Here is a 15,060-nt window from a genome sequence, read left to right as displayed (position 1 = left end):
CCGGTCAGCCTTCCTGAAGAGTGGTGAGTCCGTGGTCGACGAAGACGGGGACGAGCTCGCCGATGCGGTCGAAGCCGCGGCCCACCGTCTGGCCCAGCGTGTACCGGTAGTGGATGCCCTCCAGGATCACGGCGAGCTTGAACCAGGCGAACGCCGTGTACCAGGAGACGGCGGAGACGTCGCGCCCCGAGCGCGCGGCGTACCGCTCGATCAGCTCCTGCGGGGAGGGGTGTCCCGCCGCCTCGGCGGTGGTGGAGACGGGGGACTGCGGCATGCCGAGCGGCCGGCTGTACATCACCAGCAGGCCCAGGTCGGTCAGCGGGTCCCCGAGCGTGGACATCTCCCAGTCGAGGATCGCCCTGATGCGGTCGTCGTCGCCGATCAGGACGTTGTCCAGGCGGTAGTCGCCGTGGACGACGGCCGGGGCGGGGGAGACCGGCAGCGCCCGCCCGAGGGCGGCGTGCAGCTCGTCGATGCCGGGCAGGTCGCGGTTGCGGGAGGCGTCCAGCTGCTTGCCCCAGCGGCGCAGCTGCCGGTCCAGGAAGCCTTCCGGGCGCCCGAAGTCGGCGAGGCCCACCTCGGCCGGGTCCACCGCGTGCAGCTCGACCAGCGTGTCCACGAGGGACAGCACCGCCGCGCGGGTGCGCTCCGCGCCGAGCGGGGCGAGCTGCTGGGCGGTGCGGTACGGGGTGCCCTCGACGAACTCCATGACGTAGAACGGCGCGCCCAGCACGTCCTCGTCCTCGCACAGCAGCACCGGCCGCGGCACCGGCACCCGGGTGGGGTGCAGGGCGCTGATCACCCGGTGTTCGCGCCGCATGTCGTGCGCGGTGGCCAGCACATGGCCGAGCGGGGGCCGGCGTACGACCCACCGCGAGGTGCCGTCGGAGAGCGCGTAGGTGAGGTTCGACCGTCCGCCCTCGATCAGCCGGCCGGTCAGGGGGCCGCTGACCAGACCGGGGCGCTCGCGGTCGAGCAGGACGCGCAGCCGGTCCAGGTCGAGTCCGGGCGGGTGGTCGGCGCTCATACATCACTCCTACGCACGGTGGACACTACCCGACACATGATGCCGACCGGTCGGTATGTCGTCCAGTGCGAGGGTCGGACGTGACGTAAAACGTGACGGGAGCCACGATAGGCCGTCCGCTCCCCGGACCGGGGCATCCCGGTTGCGCGGGGCCCGCGCACCCCGGAGGGTCGAGGGCATGAAGGGCATCAGCTACCGCCGTTACGGCGGACCCGAGGTGCTGGAGTACGGCGAGGTGCGCGACCCGAAGGTCGGCCCCGACCAGGTGCTGGTCCAGGTGCGCGCGGCGGCCGTCAACCCGGTCGACTGGAAGTGCCGCGAGGGGCATCTCGACGCCCTCCTGGACGCCGTCTTCCCGGTGATCCCCGGCTGGGACGTCAGCGGAGTGGTCGTGCGGCCGGGCGCCGCGGTCACGGAGTTCGGCGCCGGCGACGAGGTCATCGGCTACGTCCGTGAGGACTTCCTGTCCCGGGGCACCTTCGCCGAGTACGTGGCCGCGCCCGTGCGCACCCTGGCCCGCAAGCCGCGCACCCTGTCCTTCGAGGAGGCCGCCGGACTGCCCCTGGCCGGGCTCACCGCCTACCAGGTCCTGGTCAAGGTGCTGGAGGTGAAGCGCGGCGAGACCGTCCTGGTGCACGCGGCGGCCGGCGGCGTCGGCTCACTCGCGGTCCAGCTCGCCGCCCACACCGGCGCCCGGGTGATCGGCACCGCCGGCGAGCACAACCACGACTTCGTCCGCGGCCTCGGCGGCGAGCCGGTGACGTACGGCGAGGGCCTGGCCGAACGGGTGCGCGGACTCGCCCCCGAAGGTGTGGACGCGGTCTTCGACACCATCGGCGGCGACACCCTGAGGACCTCCGCCAACCTGCTCGCTCCCGAGGGCCGGCTGGCGTCCATCGCCGACCCGGCGGTGGTGGGCTACGGCGGCCGGTACGCCTTCGTCCGCCCGGACACCGAGGACCTCACCGCGCTCGCCGCGCTGGCCGATCGGGGAGTTCTCTCCGTCCACGTCCAGGAGACGTTCCCGCTGGAGCGCGCGGCGGACGCCCACCGGCTGAGCGAGCGGGGCCGCACCCGCGGCAAGATCGTGGTCACCGTCGGCCAGGACACCGGCGCGGGCCGCGCCTAGGGCATCCGTTCGGACGTGCCGGGCTCGCGGGCCCTGGCACCGCGCGTCGCCGCGTGGTCGTCGGAAAACCCTAGCGGACGGGGCCGAGCACCAGTACGGCCGCGCACGCGGCCGTCGCCACCGCGCACAGCACCGCCGCCGCCGCGTGGCGGGGGGTGAGCGCGGGCGGCGGGGTGCCGGCGGACAGCGCGCGGATGCGCTGGTGGGCCACCCACAGGAAGGCCAGCCACAGCCCGCAGCACACCGCGCACACGACGAGCGCGCCGGCGCCGGCGCCGCCGTGCAGCGCCGACTTCACGGCGAACACGGCGGCCACGGCCGCCGACAGCGTCGTACGCCGCCAGGCCAGCCGGGTGCGCTCGGGCTGGAGCCCCGGATCCCGGCCTGCCGGGGCCGCCCCCGCGGCCGCCGTCACGCCTCCCACCCGACCAGCACCACCACGACCATCGCCACGGCCACCACCGCGACGACCAGGCTCAGCAGCGCCGGGAACCGGGAGGCGGGCAGGTCCTCGCCGCGCCGCATCGCCCGCTCGCAGCGCACCCAGTGGTTCACCGCCCGCAGCGAACACAGCACCCCGGCGCCCAGCAGGGCGAGCGCGAGACCGGCCCGCCACGCCCAGCGCAGGTCCGGCAGGAACTGGTCCACCGCGAATCCGCCGCCGATCAGCGCGAGCGCGGTCCGCAGCCAGGCGAGGAAGGTGCGCTCGTTGGCCAGCGAGAACCGGTAGTCGGGCGTGCCGCCCTCGTCCCGCACCTGCTCCGGCGCGAACCACAGCCGGATGTTCCGTACGAACTCGATCACATGGCCGACCCTACCGGCGGCTCACCGGCCCGCCCGGAACGCCTTCAGACGCTCGTACGCGGCGAGCCCGTCCGGCACCCACTCCCACTCGGTGAGCCGCCGCCCGACCTCCTCCTCGGTGAGGAAAGCGTGCCACTGGACCTCCTCCGCCTGAGGCCGTACGGGCAGGTCGCAGCGCACCTCGTACACCGCGGACCACCAGCTCCCGCCGGCGCCGTCGTCGTACAGGAACGTGAACAGGTGGGCCGGCCGGGGCAGCCCGCTGACGCCCAGCTCCTCCTCGGCCTCGCGCAGCGCCGCCGCGTCGTAGGACTCGCCGGCGCCGACGACCCCGCCGACGAACATGTCGTACAGGGACGGGAACACCAGCTTGGTGGCCGTGCGCCGGTGCACGAAGAGCCGGCCGTCCGCGTCCCGGGCCTGGACGAACACACAGCGGTGGCGCAGGCCGCGGGCGTACGCCTCGCCGCGCGGGCACTGAGCGACGACCCGGTCGTGCTCGTCGACGATGTCGAGGATCTCGTCAGCGGGGTTCATGCCCCTCATCCAAGCAGGGCGGGCGGCTCAGCGGCGCTGGAGGTCCCGGGCCGACGCCTCCGCCCGTGTGGTGCCGCACGGCATCGCCGGGTGCAGCCCCAGCAGCACGATGCCCGCGACCACGGCCGCGAGCCCGGCCGCCTCCCAGGCGAGGGCCCCGGTGTCGGTGCGCAGCCGGTCACCGAGGAAGCCCACCCCGCACAGGATCCCCGCGAGCGGCTCCGCCGCGGTCAGCGCGGGCAGCGACATGCGCAGGGGGGCCGTCTCGAACGCGCTCTGCACCAGGACCAGCCCGGTGACCCCGCACGCCAGCACGCCGTACGGCTGCCAGCCCGTGAACAGCTCGGTGAGTCCGCCGTCGCCGAAGCGCGTGCCGCTCACCCGGGTCAGCGCGTCCTGGACGCCGTACAGCAGGCCGGCGGCGGTGGCCAGCAGCACCGGGCCCCAGCTCAGCCGGGAGCGCTTGGCGTACGCCGTCAGGATCAGCGCCACGCCGACCACCGCCCCGATGATCAGCCAGTGCCGCAGGGGATCGGCGACCGCCGTGCCGGCGCGCGGCTCACCCGCGACGAGGAACGCGCTCACCCCGCCCGCGAGCAGCAGCAGCCCGGCCCAGCCCTGACGGCCGAGGGACTGGCCGGTGCGGTACCGGGAGAGGGCCAGGGCGAACAGCAGGTTGGTCGCGAGCAGCGGCTCGACCAGCGAGATCTCGCCCTGGCCGAGGGCGACCGCGCCCAGCACCATGCCGGCCACCATCAGACCGAGGCCGCCCAGCCAGCGCGGCATCCGCATCAGGTCGAGCAGCAGCCGGAAGGACAGGAAGTCGCTGAGCGGTGCCTGCTGCGCCGCGTTCTGCTGGAGCACGAATCCGAAGCCCAGACAGCAGGCCGCGCTCACGGCGAGGACGAGAACCAGAACCGACACGCTGTGTACCTCATCATCCGGCCGGACCACGGGCGCGTAGTGGCCGACTGTAGCGTTCCCGGGACGGCATTGCCCCGGAAGCACCCGAAAACGGGCAGTTGACTCGCCATGGTCCGGTGCCGGGGTGTCCGGCGCCATGGCGTACGCCACACCGGACCGGCACGCGTTCCGTACAGCCCGTGGCATGCGCCACAGGGAAACCCGCCCGACCGCGGCAGCTGACGCCGGTCACCTGCGCCGGTTACGCCAAGTTCCGCTCTGGGCACGGCTGTTGAAACGTGGAGCGCCAGGGTTCCGCTTGACGCGAGTCGTGGGTGCGGGTTTGCTGTGCGTGATCGGTTGATGGCAGCCCGAGAAAACAGGAAGTCCCCCGGTGCCCCCTCTCCCGCCCGCGCCCGGCCTGCGCCGGGCCCCCACGGACGCGTCCGGCTGCCCCGCCGGGGACGCCACCGCCGCCTTCGACGAGGCCCTCGGCGACGCCGGACTCCGCACCGCACGGACCGCCCTGGCCCAGGGCCGCCGGCAGGCCGCCCGCTCCCTGCTGATCCACACCGGCGACGACTGGGACCGCCGCGGCCACCGCCTCACCGTCCTCGCCCGGGACCCCCGCGCCGCCGACCGGGCCGGTGACTGGCTGGCCGCCGAGCCCCGGTCCACCGACGCCGCCGCCCTCCTCGCCCTGGCCCTCGTCCACCGCGCCGTGCGCGGCAGGGACGCGCCCGCCCGGGCCCGCGAGGCCTGCGACACGGCCGCCGCGCTCGCCCCGGCCGACCCCACGCCCTGGCTCGGCCGGCTGCTGCTGGCCCGCGCCCTCGGCTCCGACCGCGAGCTGGTCGGCACCTTCACCGAGCTGCGCCGCCGCCACCCCGAGCACCACCACGCCCACCACCTGCTGATCGCCCGCCTCGCCGAACGGCCCGCGGGCGGCCGGGCCGAGGTCCACGAGGTGTACGACGTCGCCGAACTGGCCGCCGCCGAGGCCCCCGCCGACTCCCCCCTCGCCGTGCTGCCCGTCGTCGCCTACGCCGAGCGGTACCGGGTCCTGGCCGCCACCGGTCTCACCCCCGCCGACCCGGCCGCCTCCGGGCACTGGTCCGGCCCGCGGGCCCGGCGCATCCTGCGCACCTGCTTCGACTGGTGGCTGGAGTGGGAGCACGACGACCACCCGCGCCGCCACCTCGACCTCAACCACCTCGCCCTCGCCCTGTCCTGCGCCGGCCGCCCGGCCGAGGCGGCGGCCCTCTTCCGGCACATCGGCCGGCACGCCACCCGGACGCCCTGGTCCTACGTCCACCGCGACCCCTGGACGGCCTTCCGCACGGCCCGCGGCAACGCGCTCGGCCGGTAGGAAGAGATGACGAAAGTCTGACCGGTGACCCGGATCCCTGGTCCCGCGGAGCCGCGAGTGCTCGAATGGGCCATGTGAACCCTGACCAACCCGAGGAGCGGGACGGCCGGCCGGTCGGCCGCCGCATCTTCCTCGGCACCCTCGGCCTCGGCGCGCTCGGCGTCCTCGGCGCGCCCGTGCTGCAACGCGGCATGGAAGGCTTCCTCGGAGAGGTCGCGGGCAAGGACCCCACGGGCCTGACCGGGCTGCTGCCCAACGGCGGCGGATTCCGGTACTACTCCGTCGCCGCCTCCGTCCCGCGGCCCAGCGCCACCGCCTACCGCCTCACCGTCGACGGCCTGGTCGACCGCCCGCACAGCTACACCCTCGCCGAACTGCGCGCCCTGCCGCAGACCCGGCTGGTCAAGGACGTCCAGTGCGTCACCGGCTGGCGGGTCCCCGGCACCCCCTTCGAGGGCGTACGCCTCTCCCGGCTGCTGGACGCCGCCGGCGTCCACCCCTCCGCCCGAGCCCTCCGCTTCACCTGCTTCGACGGCACCTACACCGAGAGCCTCACCCTGGCCCAGGCCCGCCGCCCGGACGTCCTGGCCGCTCTGCGCATGCAGGACCACGACCTCGGCCACGACCACGGCGGCCCCGTCCGCCTCTACGTGGCGCCCATGTACTTCTACAAGTCGGCCAAGTGGCTCTCCGGCATCACGGTCACCGACCGCGTCCGGCCCGGCTACTGGGAGGACCTGGGCTACGACGTGGACGCCTGGGTGGGCCGCTCGAACGGACGCACCGATGCGCCTACCGACTGACACCCCGGCCCCGCCGGGCGCCCGCGTCCACCGCTTCACCCCAGCCGAACGCGGGGTGCACCGCGGCACCGCCGCGCTGATGGGGCTGTGCGTGCTGACGGCCGCCGTCCTCTACATCCCGCAGCTGGCGATCCTGGTCGGCCGCCGTGAACTGGTCGTCCGCGTCCACGAGTGCGCGGGCCTCGCCCTGCCGGTCCCGGTCCTGCTGGGCCTCGCCTCCCGTGCCTTCCGCACCGACCTGCGTTTCCTCAACCGCTTCGGCCCGCACGACCGGCTCTGGCTGCGCGCCGTCCTGCGCCGTGCCACCCGGCACACCTCGCGTCCGGCCGGCAAGTTCAACGCCGGCCAGAAGGTCTACGCCGCCTGGATCGCCGGCGCCACCCTCGTCATGCTCGGCACCGGTCTGATGATGTGGTTCACCCATCTCACCCCGCTGATGTGGCGCACGTCGGCCACCTTCGTGCACGACTGGCTGGCCCTGACCATCGGCGTGGTCCTGGCCGGCCACATCGGCATGGCCCTCGGGGACCCGGAGGCGCGCAAGGGCCTGCGCACGGGGACGGTGAGCGAGGAGTGGGCCCGGCGGGAGCACCCGCTGTGGCGCCCCTGACCGTGCCGGCCCGGCCCCCCGCTCACCGATTCCCCGTTCCCAGGGGCTGCTAGACGACGAGGGACAGCAGCAGGACCAGGCCGCCGCCGACCACCGAGATGATCGTCTCCATCACCGACCACGTCTTGACGGTCTGCCCGACGCTCAGCCCGAAGTACTCCTTCACCAGCCAGAAACCGGCGTCGTTGACCTGGCTGAAGAAGAGCGAGCCCGCGCCGATGGCGAGGACGAGGAGGGCGGTGTGCGTGGTCGACATGTCGGCCGCGAGCGGCGCGACCAGGCCGGCCGCCGAGACCGTCGCCACCGTCGCCGAACCGGTCGCCAGCCGGATCGCCACCGCGATCAGCCAGCCGAGCAGCAGCGCCGGGATCGACCAGTCCCTGGAGATGTCCAGGATCATCTGGCCCACCCCGGAGTCGATCAGCGTCTGCTTGAAGCCGCCGCCCGCGCCGACGATCAGCAGGATGCCGGCGATGGGCATGAGGCCCTTCTCGACGGTCTGCTGCAAACGGTCCCTGGTGAACCCGGCCGGCCGGCCCAGCGTGAAGAAACCGACGAGCACGGCGGCGAGAAGAGCGATCAGCGGCGAACCGACGATGTCGAAGACCCGCTGGGTCCGGTCCGTGGGGTCGTCCACGACGATGTCCACGAGTGCCTTGGCCAGCATCAGCACCACCGGCAGCAGCACGGTCGCGAGCGTCGCGCCGAAACCGGGGCGGCGCTCCAGCTCGTCCGACGCGCGTGTCGGCAGCATCCGGTCCGGCGCCGGTACGTCCACCCAGCGGGCCGCGACCTTGGAGAACAGCGGACCGGCGATGATCACGGTCGGGATGGCGACGAGGATGCCGAACGCCAGGGTCACGCCCAGGTTGGCGTGCAGCGCATCGATCGCGACCAGCGGGCCGGGGTGCGGCGGGATCAGGCCGTGCATCACGGACAGACCGGCCAGCGCCGGGATGCCGATGCGCATCAGGGAGTAGTTGCCGCGCCTGGCGACCATCAGCACGACCGGGATCAGCAGCACGATGCCGACCTCGAAGAACAGCGGCAGACCGATCACCGACGCGATCAGCACCATCGCCCAGGGCATCGCGCGCCCGCCCGCCCTGGCGAGGATCGTGTCGACGAGCTGGTCGGCGCCGCCGGAGTCGGCGAGCAGCTTGCCCAGGATCGCCCCGAGCGCGATCAGGACGCCGACGCCGGCCACGGTGGTACCGAGCCCGATGGTGAAGCTGGTGATGGTCTTGTCGAGCGGCGCTCCGGCGACCGCCCCGAGCACCAGTGACCCGATGGTCAGGGCCAGGAAGGCATGGAGCTTGAACTTGGTGATGAGCAGGACGATCACGGCGATGCCCACCAGGACGGCGATGCCCAGCTGGGCGTGTCCGGCGGAGGTGATCGGCGGAGGCGTGTCCGCTGCCAGCATCTCGACGCTGAGTCTGGTCACGGGGGTTCCCTTGCGGTTACGGAAACGTGTTCGGAGGTCAGGCGGATGCGGTGGGAAGGGCGTCCAGCGCCCGCACGGCGCGCTCGGTGATCTCCTGCGGGCTGCCGGCGATGTCCACGGCGACTCCCGGCTCGTCCGGCTCCAGCGGCTGGAGCGTCGCCAACTGGGAGTCCAGCAGCGCGGTGGGCATGAAGTGGCCCTGCCGCCCGGACATCCGCTCCTCGATCAGCTGCCGGTCCCCGGTGAGGTGCAGGAACACGATCCCGGGGGCCACGGCCCTGAGCCGGTCGCGGTACGACCGCTTCAGCGCGGAGCTGCTGACCACCCCGCCCAGCCCGGCCCGGCCGTGCGCCCAGTGCCCGATGGCATCCAGCCACGGCCACCGGTCGGCGTCCTCGAGCGGGATCCCGGCCGACATCCTGTCGATGTTGGCCTGCGGGTGGAAGTCGTCACCCTCGGCGTACGGGACGCCCAGCCGCGCGGCGAGCAGAGGACCGATCGTGGTCTTGCCCGTCCCCGCGACGCCCATCACGACGACGACCTGGGGGCTTCGCATCACTGCCTCGCTGTCTTCCTCGACCTCCGACGCCACTGCGGCGTCGCCACACTGAAACCCATTAGGTATGACGAATTCAAGAGTGCGTGACATATAAGTCTGACTTTTTGTCTCCGTGATCCAGGCCGTACGCTGAGTGCATGAGCACACCGGGCCGGGGCCTGCACGGCCGTGTACTGGACACTCTCGGCCCCGCGATCACGGCGGGCGAGTACCCGCCGGGCAGCGTTCTGCGCACGGACGAACTCGCACAGCACTTCGAGGTGTCCCGCTCCGTGATGCGTGAGGCGGTCCGTGTCCTGGAGTCCATGCACCTGGTCGCGTCCCGCCGCCGGGTCGGCGTCACGGTCCGCCCCAAGGCCGAGTGGAACGTCTACGACCCCCAGGTCATCCGCTGGCGCCTCGCGGGCGCCGACCGCCCGCACCAGCTGCGCTCCCTGACCGTGCTGCGCTCCGCGATCGAACCCGTCGCCGCCGGTCTGGCCGCCCGGCACGCCACGGCCGGGCAGTGCGCGGAACTCACCGAGTGCGCCCTCGGCATGGTGGCCAACTCCCGCGGCCACCGCCTGGACCAGTACCTGGTCCACGACGTCGCCTTCCACCGGGTCGTCCTCATCGCCTCCGGCAACGAGATGTTCGCCCGCCTCGGCGACGTCGTGGCGGAGGTGCTGGCCGGACGCACCCACCACGAGGTCATGTTCGAGGACCCCGACCCGGCGGCCGTCACCCTGCACGTGCGGGTCGCGGAGGCGGTCCGCGCGGGCGACGCGGTCCGCGCCGAGGAGCTGACCCGGCAGATCACCGTGGGCGCCCTCCAGGAACTGGACATCCTGGCGCCCTGAGGCGCGCCGTTCCGTCAGACGGAGATGCCCGGCCGCGGCGCCTTGCCGGGGCCGCGGCCGGCGCGGCCGGCGCGGTCGTCCCCGGCCGGTCTACTCGTCCGGGAAGTCGCCGTCCACGTACACCCACGCCCCGTCCACCCGCTCGAACCGGCTGCGCTCCAGCAGCGAGCCGCCCCGGTAGGAGGCGCGGAAGGTCACCGTGCCCGTCGTGTGGAAGGCCGAGCCGTCGGTGGAGCCGAGAACCTCCAGCCCCGTCCACCGCGTCCGCGGATCGAGGTCGAGCCGCTCCGGCCGGGTCCGGGGGTGCCAGGTGCGCAGCAGATACCCCGCGTCCCCCCGCACGAACGCGCTGTACCGCGACCGCATCAGCAGCTCCGCCGTCGGCGCGGCGGCCGGGCCGGAGTGGAAGCGGCCGCAGCAGGCCTCGTAGGACATGGGGAGCCCGCAGGGGCACGTGCGCGAGGTCATGGCCCACATTCTGCCCGCGGCCGGGCGGCGTCCGCCCGCGCGGGGGTGCACAGTGGAAGGGGCCCCACCGGCGCCCCACCGGGCCGCTGCGCGCAGGGAGGAGAGACGGACGATGACCCGACCCCTCGGCAGCCGTCCTCCCGCCATCAGGGAGTGGCGGCTGAACCTGTACCTGTCCGAGCGCGATCCGGACACCACGGCCCGGATCGTCCTGGACACCGGCGACAGCGTCCTGGAGATCCGCGCGGAGGCCCGTCGCAGCCCCTACGACCCGGCGATGCCGGACATCGGCGACGAACTCGCCGCCGGCCGCGCCCTCATGGCCCTGGGCCGCATGCTGCTGCGCGCCGCCGACGGCGACATGAGGGCGGCGGGGGCCACCGGCACGGACTCCGCCCTGACGCCGCTCTGGCTGACCCGTGAGTGACCGGGAGCCCGCACCCGCCGGGGCGACGCGAAAGGCCCCCGCATCGCGGGGGCCCTGCTGGTGTCCGAGGGGGGACTTGAACCCCCACGCCCGATAAAGGGCACTAGCACCTCAAGCTAGCGCGTCTGCCATTCCGCCACCCGGACAAGGTGTCTGTCGTACGAGATTTCCCTTTGGGCGGGGTTTTCCTCGCGGCGACGAAGGAAACATTACCAGGCTTTCCGGGGTGGCCGATCACCCCCTTCCCCCGGGTGGAGGCCCCGGCGGCACGCGTGAACGGCGTGTGACGGGCCCGGCCCCGTCTTGGGTCCGGGGTGCGCCCGGAGAGAGTATGGGGGGACCACCAGCAGTGACAGCGGGAGGAAGCAGCGTGAGCGAGACGGACACGGCCAGGAGCGTCACCGGTGAGGACGAGGTCGTGGACCTCTGCCGCGAGCTGATCCGGTTCGACACCAGCAACTACGGCGACCACTCCGGACCCGGCGAGCGCAAGGCCGCCGAGTGGGTCGCGGGCAAGCTCGCCGAGGTCGGGCTGGAGCCGGAGATCTACGAGTCGCACCCCGGCCGCGCCTCCACGGTGGCCCGCATCGAGGGCGAGGACCCGTCCCGGCCCGCGCTGCTGATCCACGGCCACCTGGACGTCGTACCGGCCAACGCCGACGACTGGACCCACCACCCCTTCTCCGGCGAGATCGCCGACGGGTGCGTGTGGGGGCGCGGGGGTGTCGACATGAAGGACATGGACGCCATGACGCTGGCGGTGGTCCGGGACCGGCTGCGCAGCGGGCGCCGGCCGCCCCGGGACATCGTGGTCGCCTTCCTCGCCGACGAGGAGGCGGGCGGCACGTACGGCGCCCGCTACCTCGTCGACCACCACCCCGAGCTGTTCGAGGGCGTCACCGAGGCGATCAGCGAGGTCGGCGGCTTCTCCTTCACCGTGAACGAGCAGCGGCGGCTCTATCTGATCCAGACGGCCGAGAAGGGCATGCACTGGATGAAGCTGACGGTGGCCGGGACCGCCGGGCACGGATCGATGATCCACCGCGACAACGCGATCACCGAGCTGTCCGAGGCCGTCGCCCGCGTCGGCCGGCACAAGTTCCCGGTGCGCGTCACCAAGACCACCCGGGCCTTCCTGGACGAGCTGGGCGACGCGCTCGGCACCCCCCTGGACCCGGAGGACATGGAGTCCACCCTCGCCCGGCTCGGCGGCATCGCCAAGCTGATCGGCGCGACCCTCAGCAACACCGCCAACCCCACCCAGCTGAACGCCGGCTACAAGGTCAACGTCATCCCGGGCGAGGCCACCGCGCACATCGACGGCCGGTTCCTGCCCGGTCACGAGGACGAGTTCCTGAGCGACCTCGACCGGCTGCTCGGGCCGCACGTCCGCCGCGAGGACGTGCATGCCGACAAGGCGGTCGAGACCAGCTTCGACGGCGCCCTGGTCGAGGCCATGCAGTCCGCGCTGCTCGCCGAGGACCCCACGGCCAAGGCCATCCCCTACATGCTCTCCGGCGGCACCGACGCCAAGTCGTTCGACGACCTCGGCATCCGCGGCTTCGGCTTCGCACCCCTGAAACTGCCGCCGGAGCTGGACTTCGCGGGCATGTTCCACGGCGTGGACGAGCGGGTACCGGTGGACGGGCTGCGGTTCGGCGTGCGCGTGCTCGACCGGTTCATCGACGCGTCCTGAGGCCGTCCTGCCCGGGCTGACCGGGCACACAATCGGGCAGCCGTGCGAGATCGCCTGAGAGGGTGAATGCGACGATAGGTTCGTAGCTTCATCAGTCCCTCCTCGTTACAGCTGATGCGCCCCCGCACCTTGGGGGCGCACTGCCAACTAGGAGGAATAATGATCAAGAAGGTCGTCGCCGCCGCGGCTGCCACCGGTGGGCTGCTCCTCGCGGGCGCGGGCCTCGCCGTCGCCGACGCCGGTGCCCAGGGTGCCGCCGTGGGCTCCCCGGGCGTGGTCTCGGGCAACGTCATCCAGGTGCCCGTGCACGTCCCGGTGAACGTGTGCGGCAACACGATCAACGTGATCGGGCTCCTGAACCCCGCCTTCGGCAACGCCTGCCTCAACAAGTGAGGCGGGCTCCCCGCGGGACTTCCCTCCCGAGGGGGCCTCTTTCCTGAGCGGTCGGCCCCGGAGCGCGCGCCATGCGCTCCGGGGCCGACCGTCTCCGCGGCCGGCCGTCCGTCCTCGACGGGGCCGGTCCTTCACAGCATCGAAGGCAGGGGGAATTCAGCATGCGACAGAGCACGCGCAAAGGCCTGATGACCATGGCCGCCGCGACCGGCGTGATCGCCGCCGCGAGCGGCTACGCACACGCCGACTCGGCCGCCACCGGCGCCGCCGTCGGCTCACCCGGCGTACTGTCCGGCAACACGGTGCAGGTGCCGGTGCACGTCCCGGTGAACGTCTGCGGCAACACGGTGAACGTCATCGGGCTCCTCAACCCGTCGGCGGGCAACGCCTGCGCCCAGCACGGCGGCGCCTCGGCGGGGCACCACGGCGGCTCCGGCGGCTCGCACGCGGGTGGCGGGAGCGCCGGCTCGCCGGGCGTCGGCTCCGGCAACACCGTGCAGGTGCCGGTCGACGTCCCGGTGAACGTGTGCGGCAACAGCGTCGACGTCATCGGGGCCGGCAACGCCACCGTGGGCGACGACTGCGGCAACGGCGGCGGGCACTCCGCGCAGCCGCCGGGCGGCGGACACGGCAACCCACCCGGGAAGCCGTCCCAGCCCGGTCACCCGTCCCAGCCCGGTCACCCGGGCCGACCTGGTCACCCTGGTGATTCCGGTCACTCCGCCCACCGGCAGACCCCGCGGCACCAGGCGCGGTGGACGGACCGCGCCGACCGGCCCCTGACCACCGCCCAGCTCGCCCACACCGGCAACGGCATGCCGCTCGGCGTCGCGCTGCCGGCCGCCGGGGGCGCGCTGCTCGCGGGCGCGCTGCTCTACCGCAAGGCGCGGTCCGCGGCGTAACGGACACACCCGGTACCGAGGCGGTACGGCCCCCGGCAGGGCGGTGATCGCCCGGAAAACGGAGCGGGCCCTGCCATGCCGGCGGGGCCCGCTCCGTTCAGTTGTCCCGCGTCACCACGTGGCACGCACCTGGCGGATGATCCGCCGGCGCAACCGCACCCTGCGGCTGCCGTCGCGCAGCAGGCTCAGTCGGTCCAACTCCCAGTGTCCGTACTCGGCATGGTCGGTCAGCAGACGTGTCGCCTCCTTGCGGGAGACCCCGCGAGGCACGTACACGTCGACAAATTCGTATTCCGGCATCGCATCTATTGTGCGGGCTGGTGCCCGGTACGGATAGCGTCTGCACTATGTCTGATGCTGCGCAGCCCACCGCTGCCGAGGTACGCGCCGCCGCCGAGGCGGTCAAGACCGCGCTCGACCGCCATCTGGCTGCGGTCGAAGGCCGGTCGGGGGAGGACGACCCGGCCGTCTCCGAGGCGTTCAACCAGCTGGCCGCTGCCGCCGAGGTGTACGACGAGCTGCTCTACGACCGCTACGACGAGGTCACGCCCTTCGAGATCCCCGGCGCGGAGGACGCCCTGCCGCCGTACGCCGGACCCGACGAACCGAACGCGATCAGTGTGCTGATCCGCCGCGACTACACCGTGGCGGAACCGCAGCGGCTGCTCGCCCAGGCCCAGCGGATCGAGGCGGCGGAGTACGACGACGGCGTGGACGACGACGAGGCCGCCCGCTCCGTCCCCGGAGCGCTGGGCATCCTCTTCGGCGAGTTCGAACCGGACGAGATCGCCTCCCGGCACAAGGAGTTCGGCCTGGAGGAGGGCGACTCCACGCTGTGGGTCACCGCGGCGGAGGAACCACCCGAGGCCGGGGAGTGGCTGGAGGCGCCGTTCGAGCACTTCGACCCGCAGCAGGTGGTGTGCCGCTTCGACGTGAGCGCGGTGTTCGACGACGAGGCCTCCGACATCGAGGACGACGACATCGACTTCGTCGAGGAGGACCCCGAGGACCACGAGGGCGAGGACAGCGACGGCGACGAGCCGGAGCCGCGCGACGCCGAGAAGTGAGCGGCGTGGCGGCGCCGTGGAGGGCTGGACCCCCTACGGCGCCGCCGGTTCCCGCCGCCGCGGGCTGACCGCCCGCGCTG

General features: G+C 73.2%; 19 protein-coding genes and 1 tRNA gene. 10 read left to right on the top strand and 10 right to left on the bottom strand.

The window, feature by feature from the left end; genetic code table 11:
- Positions 1 to 4: 4 nt before the first annotated feature.
- Positions 5 to 1,027, bottom strand: a complete 1,023-nt coding sequence (locus tag AB0F03_RS09100) for a phosphotransferase family protein (protein WP_361988023.1) — start codon at positions 1,025 to 1,027, stop codon at positions 5 to 7.
- Between the two features lie 178 nt (positions 1,028 to 1,205).
- Here AB0F03_RS09100 and AB0F03_RS09095 point away from each other — a divergent pair, with 178 nt between their 5' ends.
- On the top strand, positions 1,206 to 2,156 hold the full coding sequence (locus AB0F03_RS09095) for an NADP-dependent oxidoreductase (protein ID WP_361988021.1): 951 nt from the start codon (positions 1,206 to 1,208) through the stop codon (positions 2,154 to 2,156).
- 70 nt (positions 2,157 to 2,226) lie between these two features.
- On the opposite strand, the gene AB0F03_RS09090 is transcribed toward AB0F03_RS09095, so the two are convergent.
- From AB0F03_RS09090 to AB0F03_RS09075, 4 genes are read right to left on the bottom strand one after another with little or no spacing between them, the layout of a single operon-like run.
- The gene (locus AB0F03_RS09090) at positions 2,227 to 2,580 is read right to left on the bottom strand and encodes a DUF202 domain-containing protein (RefSeq protein ID WP_361988019.1); all 354 of its coding nucleotides are present in this window, start codon (positions 2,578 to 2,580) and stop codon (positions 2,227 to 2,229) included.
- Complete coding sequence (locus tag AB0F03_RS09085) at positions 2,568 to 2,960, bottom strand: DUF202 domain-containing protein (protein ID WP_361988017.1); 393 nt, start codon at positions 2,958 to 2,960, stop codon at positions 2,568 to 2,570. Before AB0F03_RS09085 ends, AB0F03_RS09090 begins: the two co-directional genes overlap by 13 nt.
- Positions 2,961 to 2,981: 21 nt before the next feature.
- Positions 2,982 to 3,497, bottom strand: coding sequence for an NUDIX domain-containing protein (locus AB0F03_RS09080; protein WP_361988015.1), 516 nt, complete (start codon positions 3,495 to 3,497; stop codon positions 2,982 to 2,984).
- 27 nt (positions 3,498 to 3,524) lie between these two features.
- The gene (locus AB0F03_RS09075; RefSeq protein ID WP_361988013.1) at positions 3,525 to 4,421 is read right to left on the bottom strand and encodes a DMT family transporter; all 897 of its coding nucleotides are present in this window, start codon (positions 4,419 to 4,421) and stop codon (positions 3,525 to 3,527) included.
- Positions 4,422 to 4,821: 400 nt separating this feature from the next.
- Between AB0F03_RS09075 and AB0F03_RS09070 the strand changes: the two genes are divergently transcribed.
- The 3 genes from AB0F03_RS09070 to AB0F03_RS09060 all read left to right on the top strand — a co-directional run bounded on the left by AB0F03_RS09070 (position 4,822) and on the right by AB0F03_RS09060 (position 7,182).
- On the top strand, positions 4,822 to 5,769 hold the full coding sequence (locus tag AB0F03_RS09070) for a hypothetical protein (protein WP_361988223.1): 948 nt from the start codon (positions 4,822 to 4,824) through the stop codon (positions 5,767 to 5,769).
- Between the two features lie 74 nt (positions 5,770 to 5,843).
- Positions 5,844 to 6,572: a molybdopterin-dependent oxidoreductase gene (locus AB0F03_RS09065; RefSeq protein ID WP_361988011.1), complete on the top strand. Its 729-nt coding sequence runs from the start codon at positions 5,844 to 5,846 to the stop codon at positions 6,570 to 6,572.
- Positions 6,556 to 7,182 (top strand): cytochrome b/b6 domain-containing protein, encoded by a 627-nt coding sequence (locus tag AB0F03_RS09060; protein ID WP_361988009.1) that lies wholly within the window; start codon positions 6,556 to 6,558, stop codon positions 7,180 to 7,182. Before AB0F03_RS09065 ends, AB0F03_RS09060 begins: the two co-directional genes overlap by 17 nt.
- Positions 7,183 to 7,231: 49 nt before the next feature.
- On the opposite strand, the gene AB0F03_RS09055 is transcribed toward AB0F03_RS09060, so the two are convergent.
- Positions 7,232 to 8,629, bottom strand: a complete 1,398-nt coding sequence (locus tag AB0F03_RS09055) for a gluconate:H+ symporter (RefSeq protein ID WP_361988007.1) — start codon at positions 8,627 to 8,629, stop codon at positions 7,232 to 7,234.
- Positions 8,630 to 8,666: 37 nt separating this feature from the next.
- A complete protein-coding gene (locus AB0F03_RS09050; protein WP_361988005.1) occupies positions 8,667 to 9,185 on the bottom strand; it encodes a gluconokinase in 519 nt (172 codons plus the stop codon).
- Between the two features lie 140 nt (positions 9,186 to 9,325).
- On the opposite strand from AB0F03_RS09050, the gene AB0F03_RS09045 reads away from it, so the two are divergent.
- Positions 9,326 to 10,027, top strand: coding sequence for a FadR/GntR family transcriptional regulator (locus AB0F03_RS09045; protein ID WP_361988003.1), 702 nt, complete (start codon positions 9,326 to 9,328; stop codon positions 10,025 to 10,027).
- 90 nt (positions 10,028 to 10,117) lie between these two features.
- Here AB0F03_RS09045 and AB0F03_RS09040 read toward each other — a convergent pair whose 3' ends face one another.
- Positions 10,118 to 10,495, bottom strand: coding sequence for a YchJ family protein (locus AB0F03_RS09040; protein WP_361988001.1), 378 nt, complete (start codon positions 10,493 to 10,495; stop codon positions 10,118 to 10,120).
- A gap of 112 nt (positions 10,496 to 10,607) precedes the next feature.
- On the opposite strand from AB0F03_RS09040, the gene AB0F03_RS09035 reads away from it, so the two are divergent.
- Positions 10,608 to 10,922, top strand: coding sequence for a dsRBD fold-containing protein (locus AB0F03_RS09035; RefSeq protein ID WP_361987999.1), 315 nt, complete (start codon positions 10,608 to 10,610; stop codon positions 10,920 to 10,922).
- A gap of 58 nt (positions 10,923 to 10,980) precedes the next feature.
- On the opposite strand, the gene AB0F03_RS09030 is transcribed toward AB0F03_RS09035, so the two are convergent.
- Positions 10,981 to 11,068 (bottom strand) — tRNA-Leu (locus AB0F03_RS09030).
- Positions 11,069 to 11,292: 224 nt separating this feature from the next.
- Here AB0F03_RS09030 and AB0F03_RS09025 point away from each other — a divergent pair.
- The 3 genes from AB0F03_RS09025 (at position 11,293) to AB0F03_RS09015 (ending at position 13,913) form a co-directional block, all read left to right on the top strand.
- On the top strand, positions 11,293 to 12,618 hold the full coding sequence (locus AB0F03_RS09025) for a M20/M25/M40 family metallo-hydrolase (protein WP_361987997.1): 1,326 nt from the start codon (positions 11,293 to 11,295) through the stop codon (positions 12,616 to 12,618).
- Between the two features lie 159 nt (positions 12,619 to 12,777).
- A complete protein-coding gene (gene chpH / locus AB0F03_RS09020; RefSeq protein WP_361987995.1) occupies positions 12,778 to 13,011 on the top strand; it encodes a chaplin ChpH in 234 nt (77 codons plus the stop codon).
- A 161-nt stretch (positions 13,012 to 13,172) separates the two neighbouring features.
- Positions 13,173 to 13,913: a chaplin gene (locus tag AB0F03_RS09015; protein ID WP_361987993.1), complete on the top strand. Its 741-nt coding sequence runs from the start codon at positions 13,173 to 13,175 to the stop codon at positions 13,911 to 13,913.
- A gap of 111 nt (positions 13,914 to 14,024) precedes the next feature.
- Here the strand turns inward: AB0F03_RS09015 and AB0F03_RS09010 are convergent, their stop codons facing one another.
- A complete protein-coding gene (locus tag AB0F03_RS09010) occupies positions 14,025 to 14,213 on the bottom strand; it encodes a DUF5703 family protein (RefSeq protein ID WP_014671721.1) in 189 nt (62 codons plus the stop codon).
- 47 nt (positions 14,214 to 14,260) lie between these two features.
- Between AB0F03_RS09010 and AB0F03_RS09005 the strand changes: the two genes are divergently transcribed.
- Positions 14,261 to 14,980: a hypothetical protein gene (locus AB0F03_RS09005; protein WP_361987991.1), complete on the top strand. Its 720-nt coding sequence runs from the start codon at positions 14,261 to 14,263 to the stop codon at positions 14,978 to 14,980.
- The last annotated feature ends 80 nt before the right edge of the window (positions 14,981 to 15,060 follow it).

The organism is Streptomyces sp. NPDC028722 (assembly GCF_040637655.1).
Taxonomy (GTDB): Bacteria; Actinomycetota; Actinomycetes; order Streptomycetales; family Streptomycetaceae; genus Streptomyces.
This window is presented reverse-complemented; position numbering and strand designations above follow the sequence as displayed.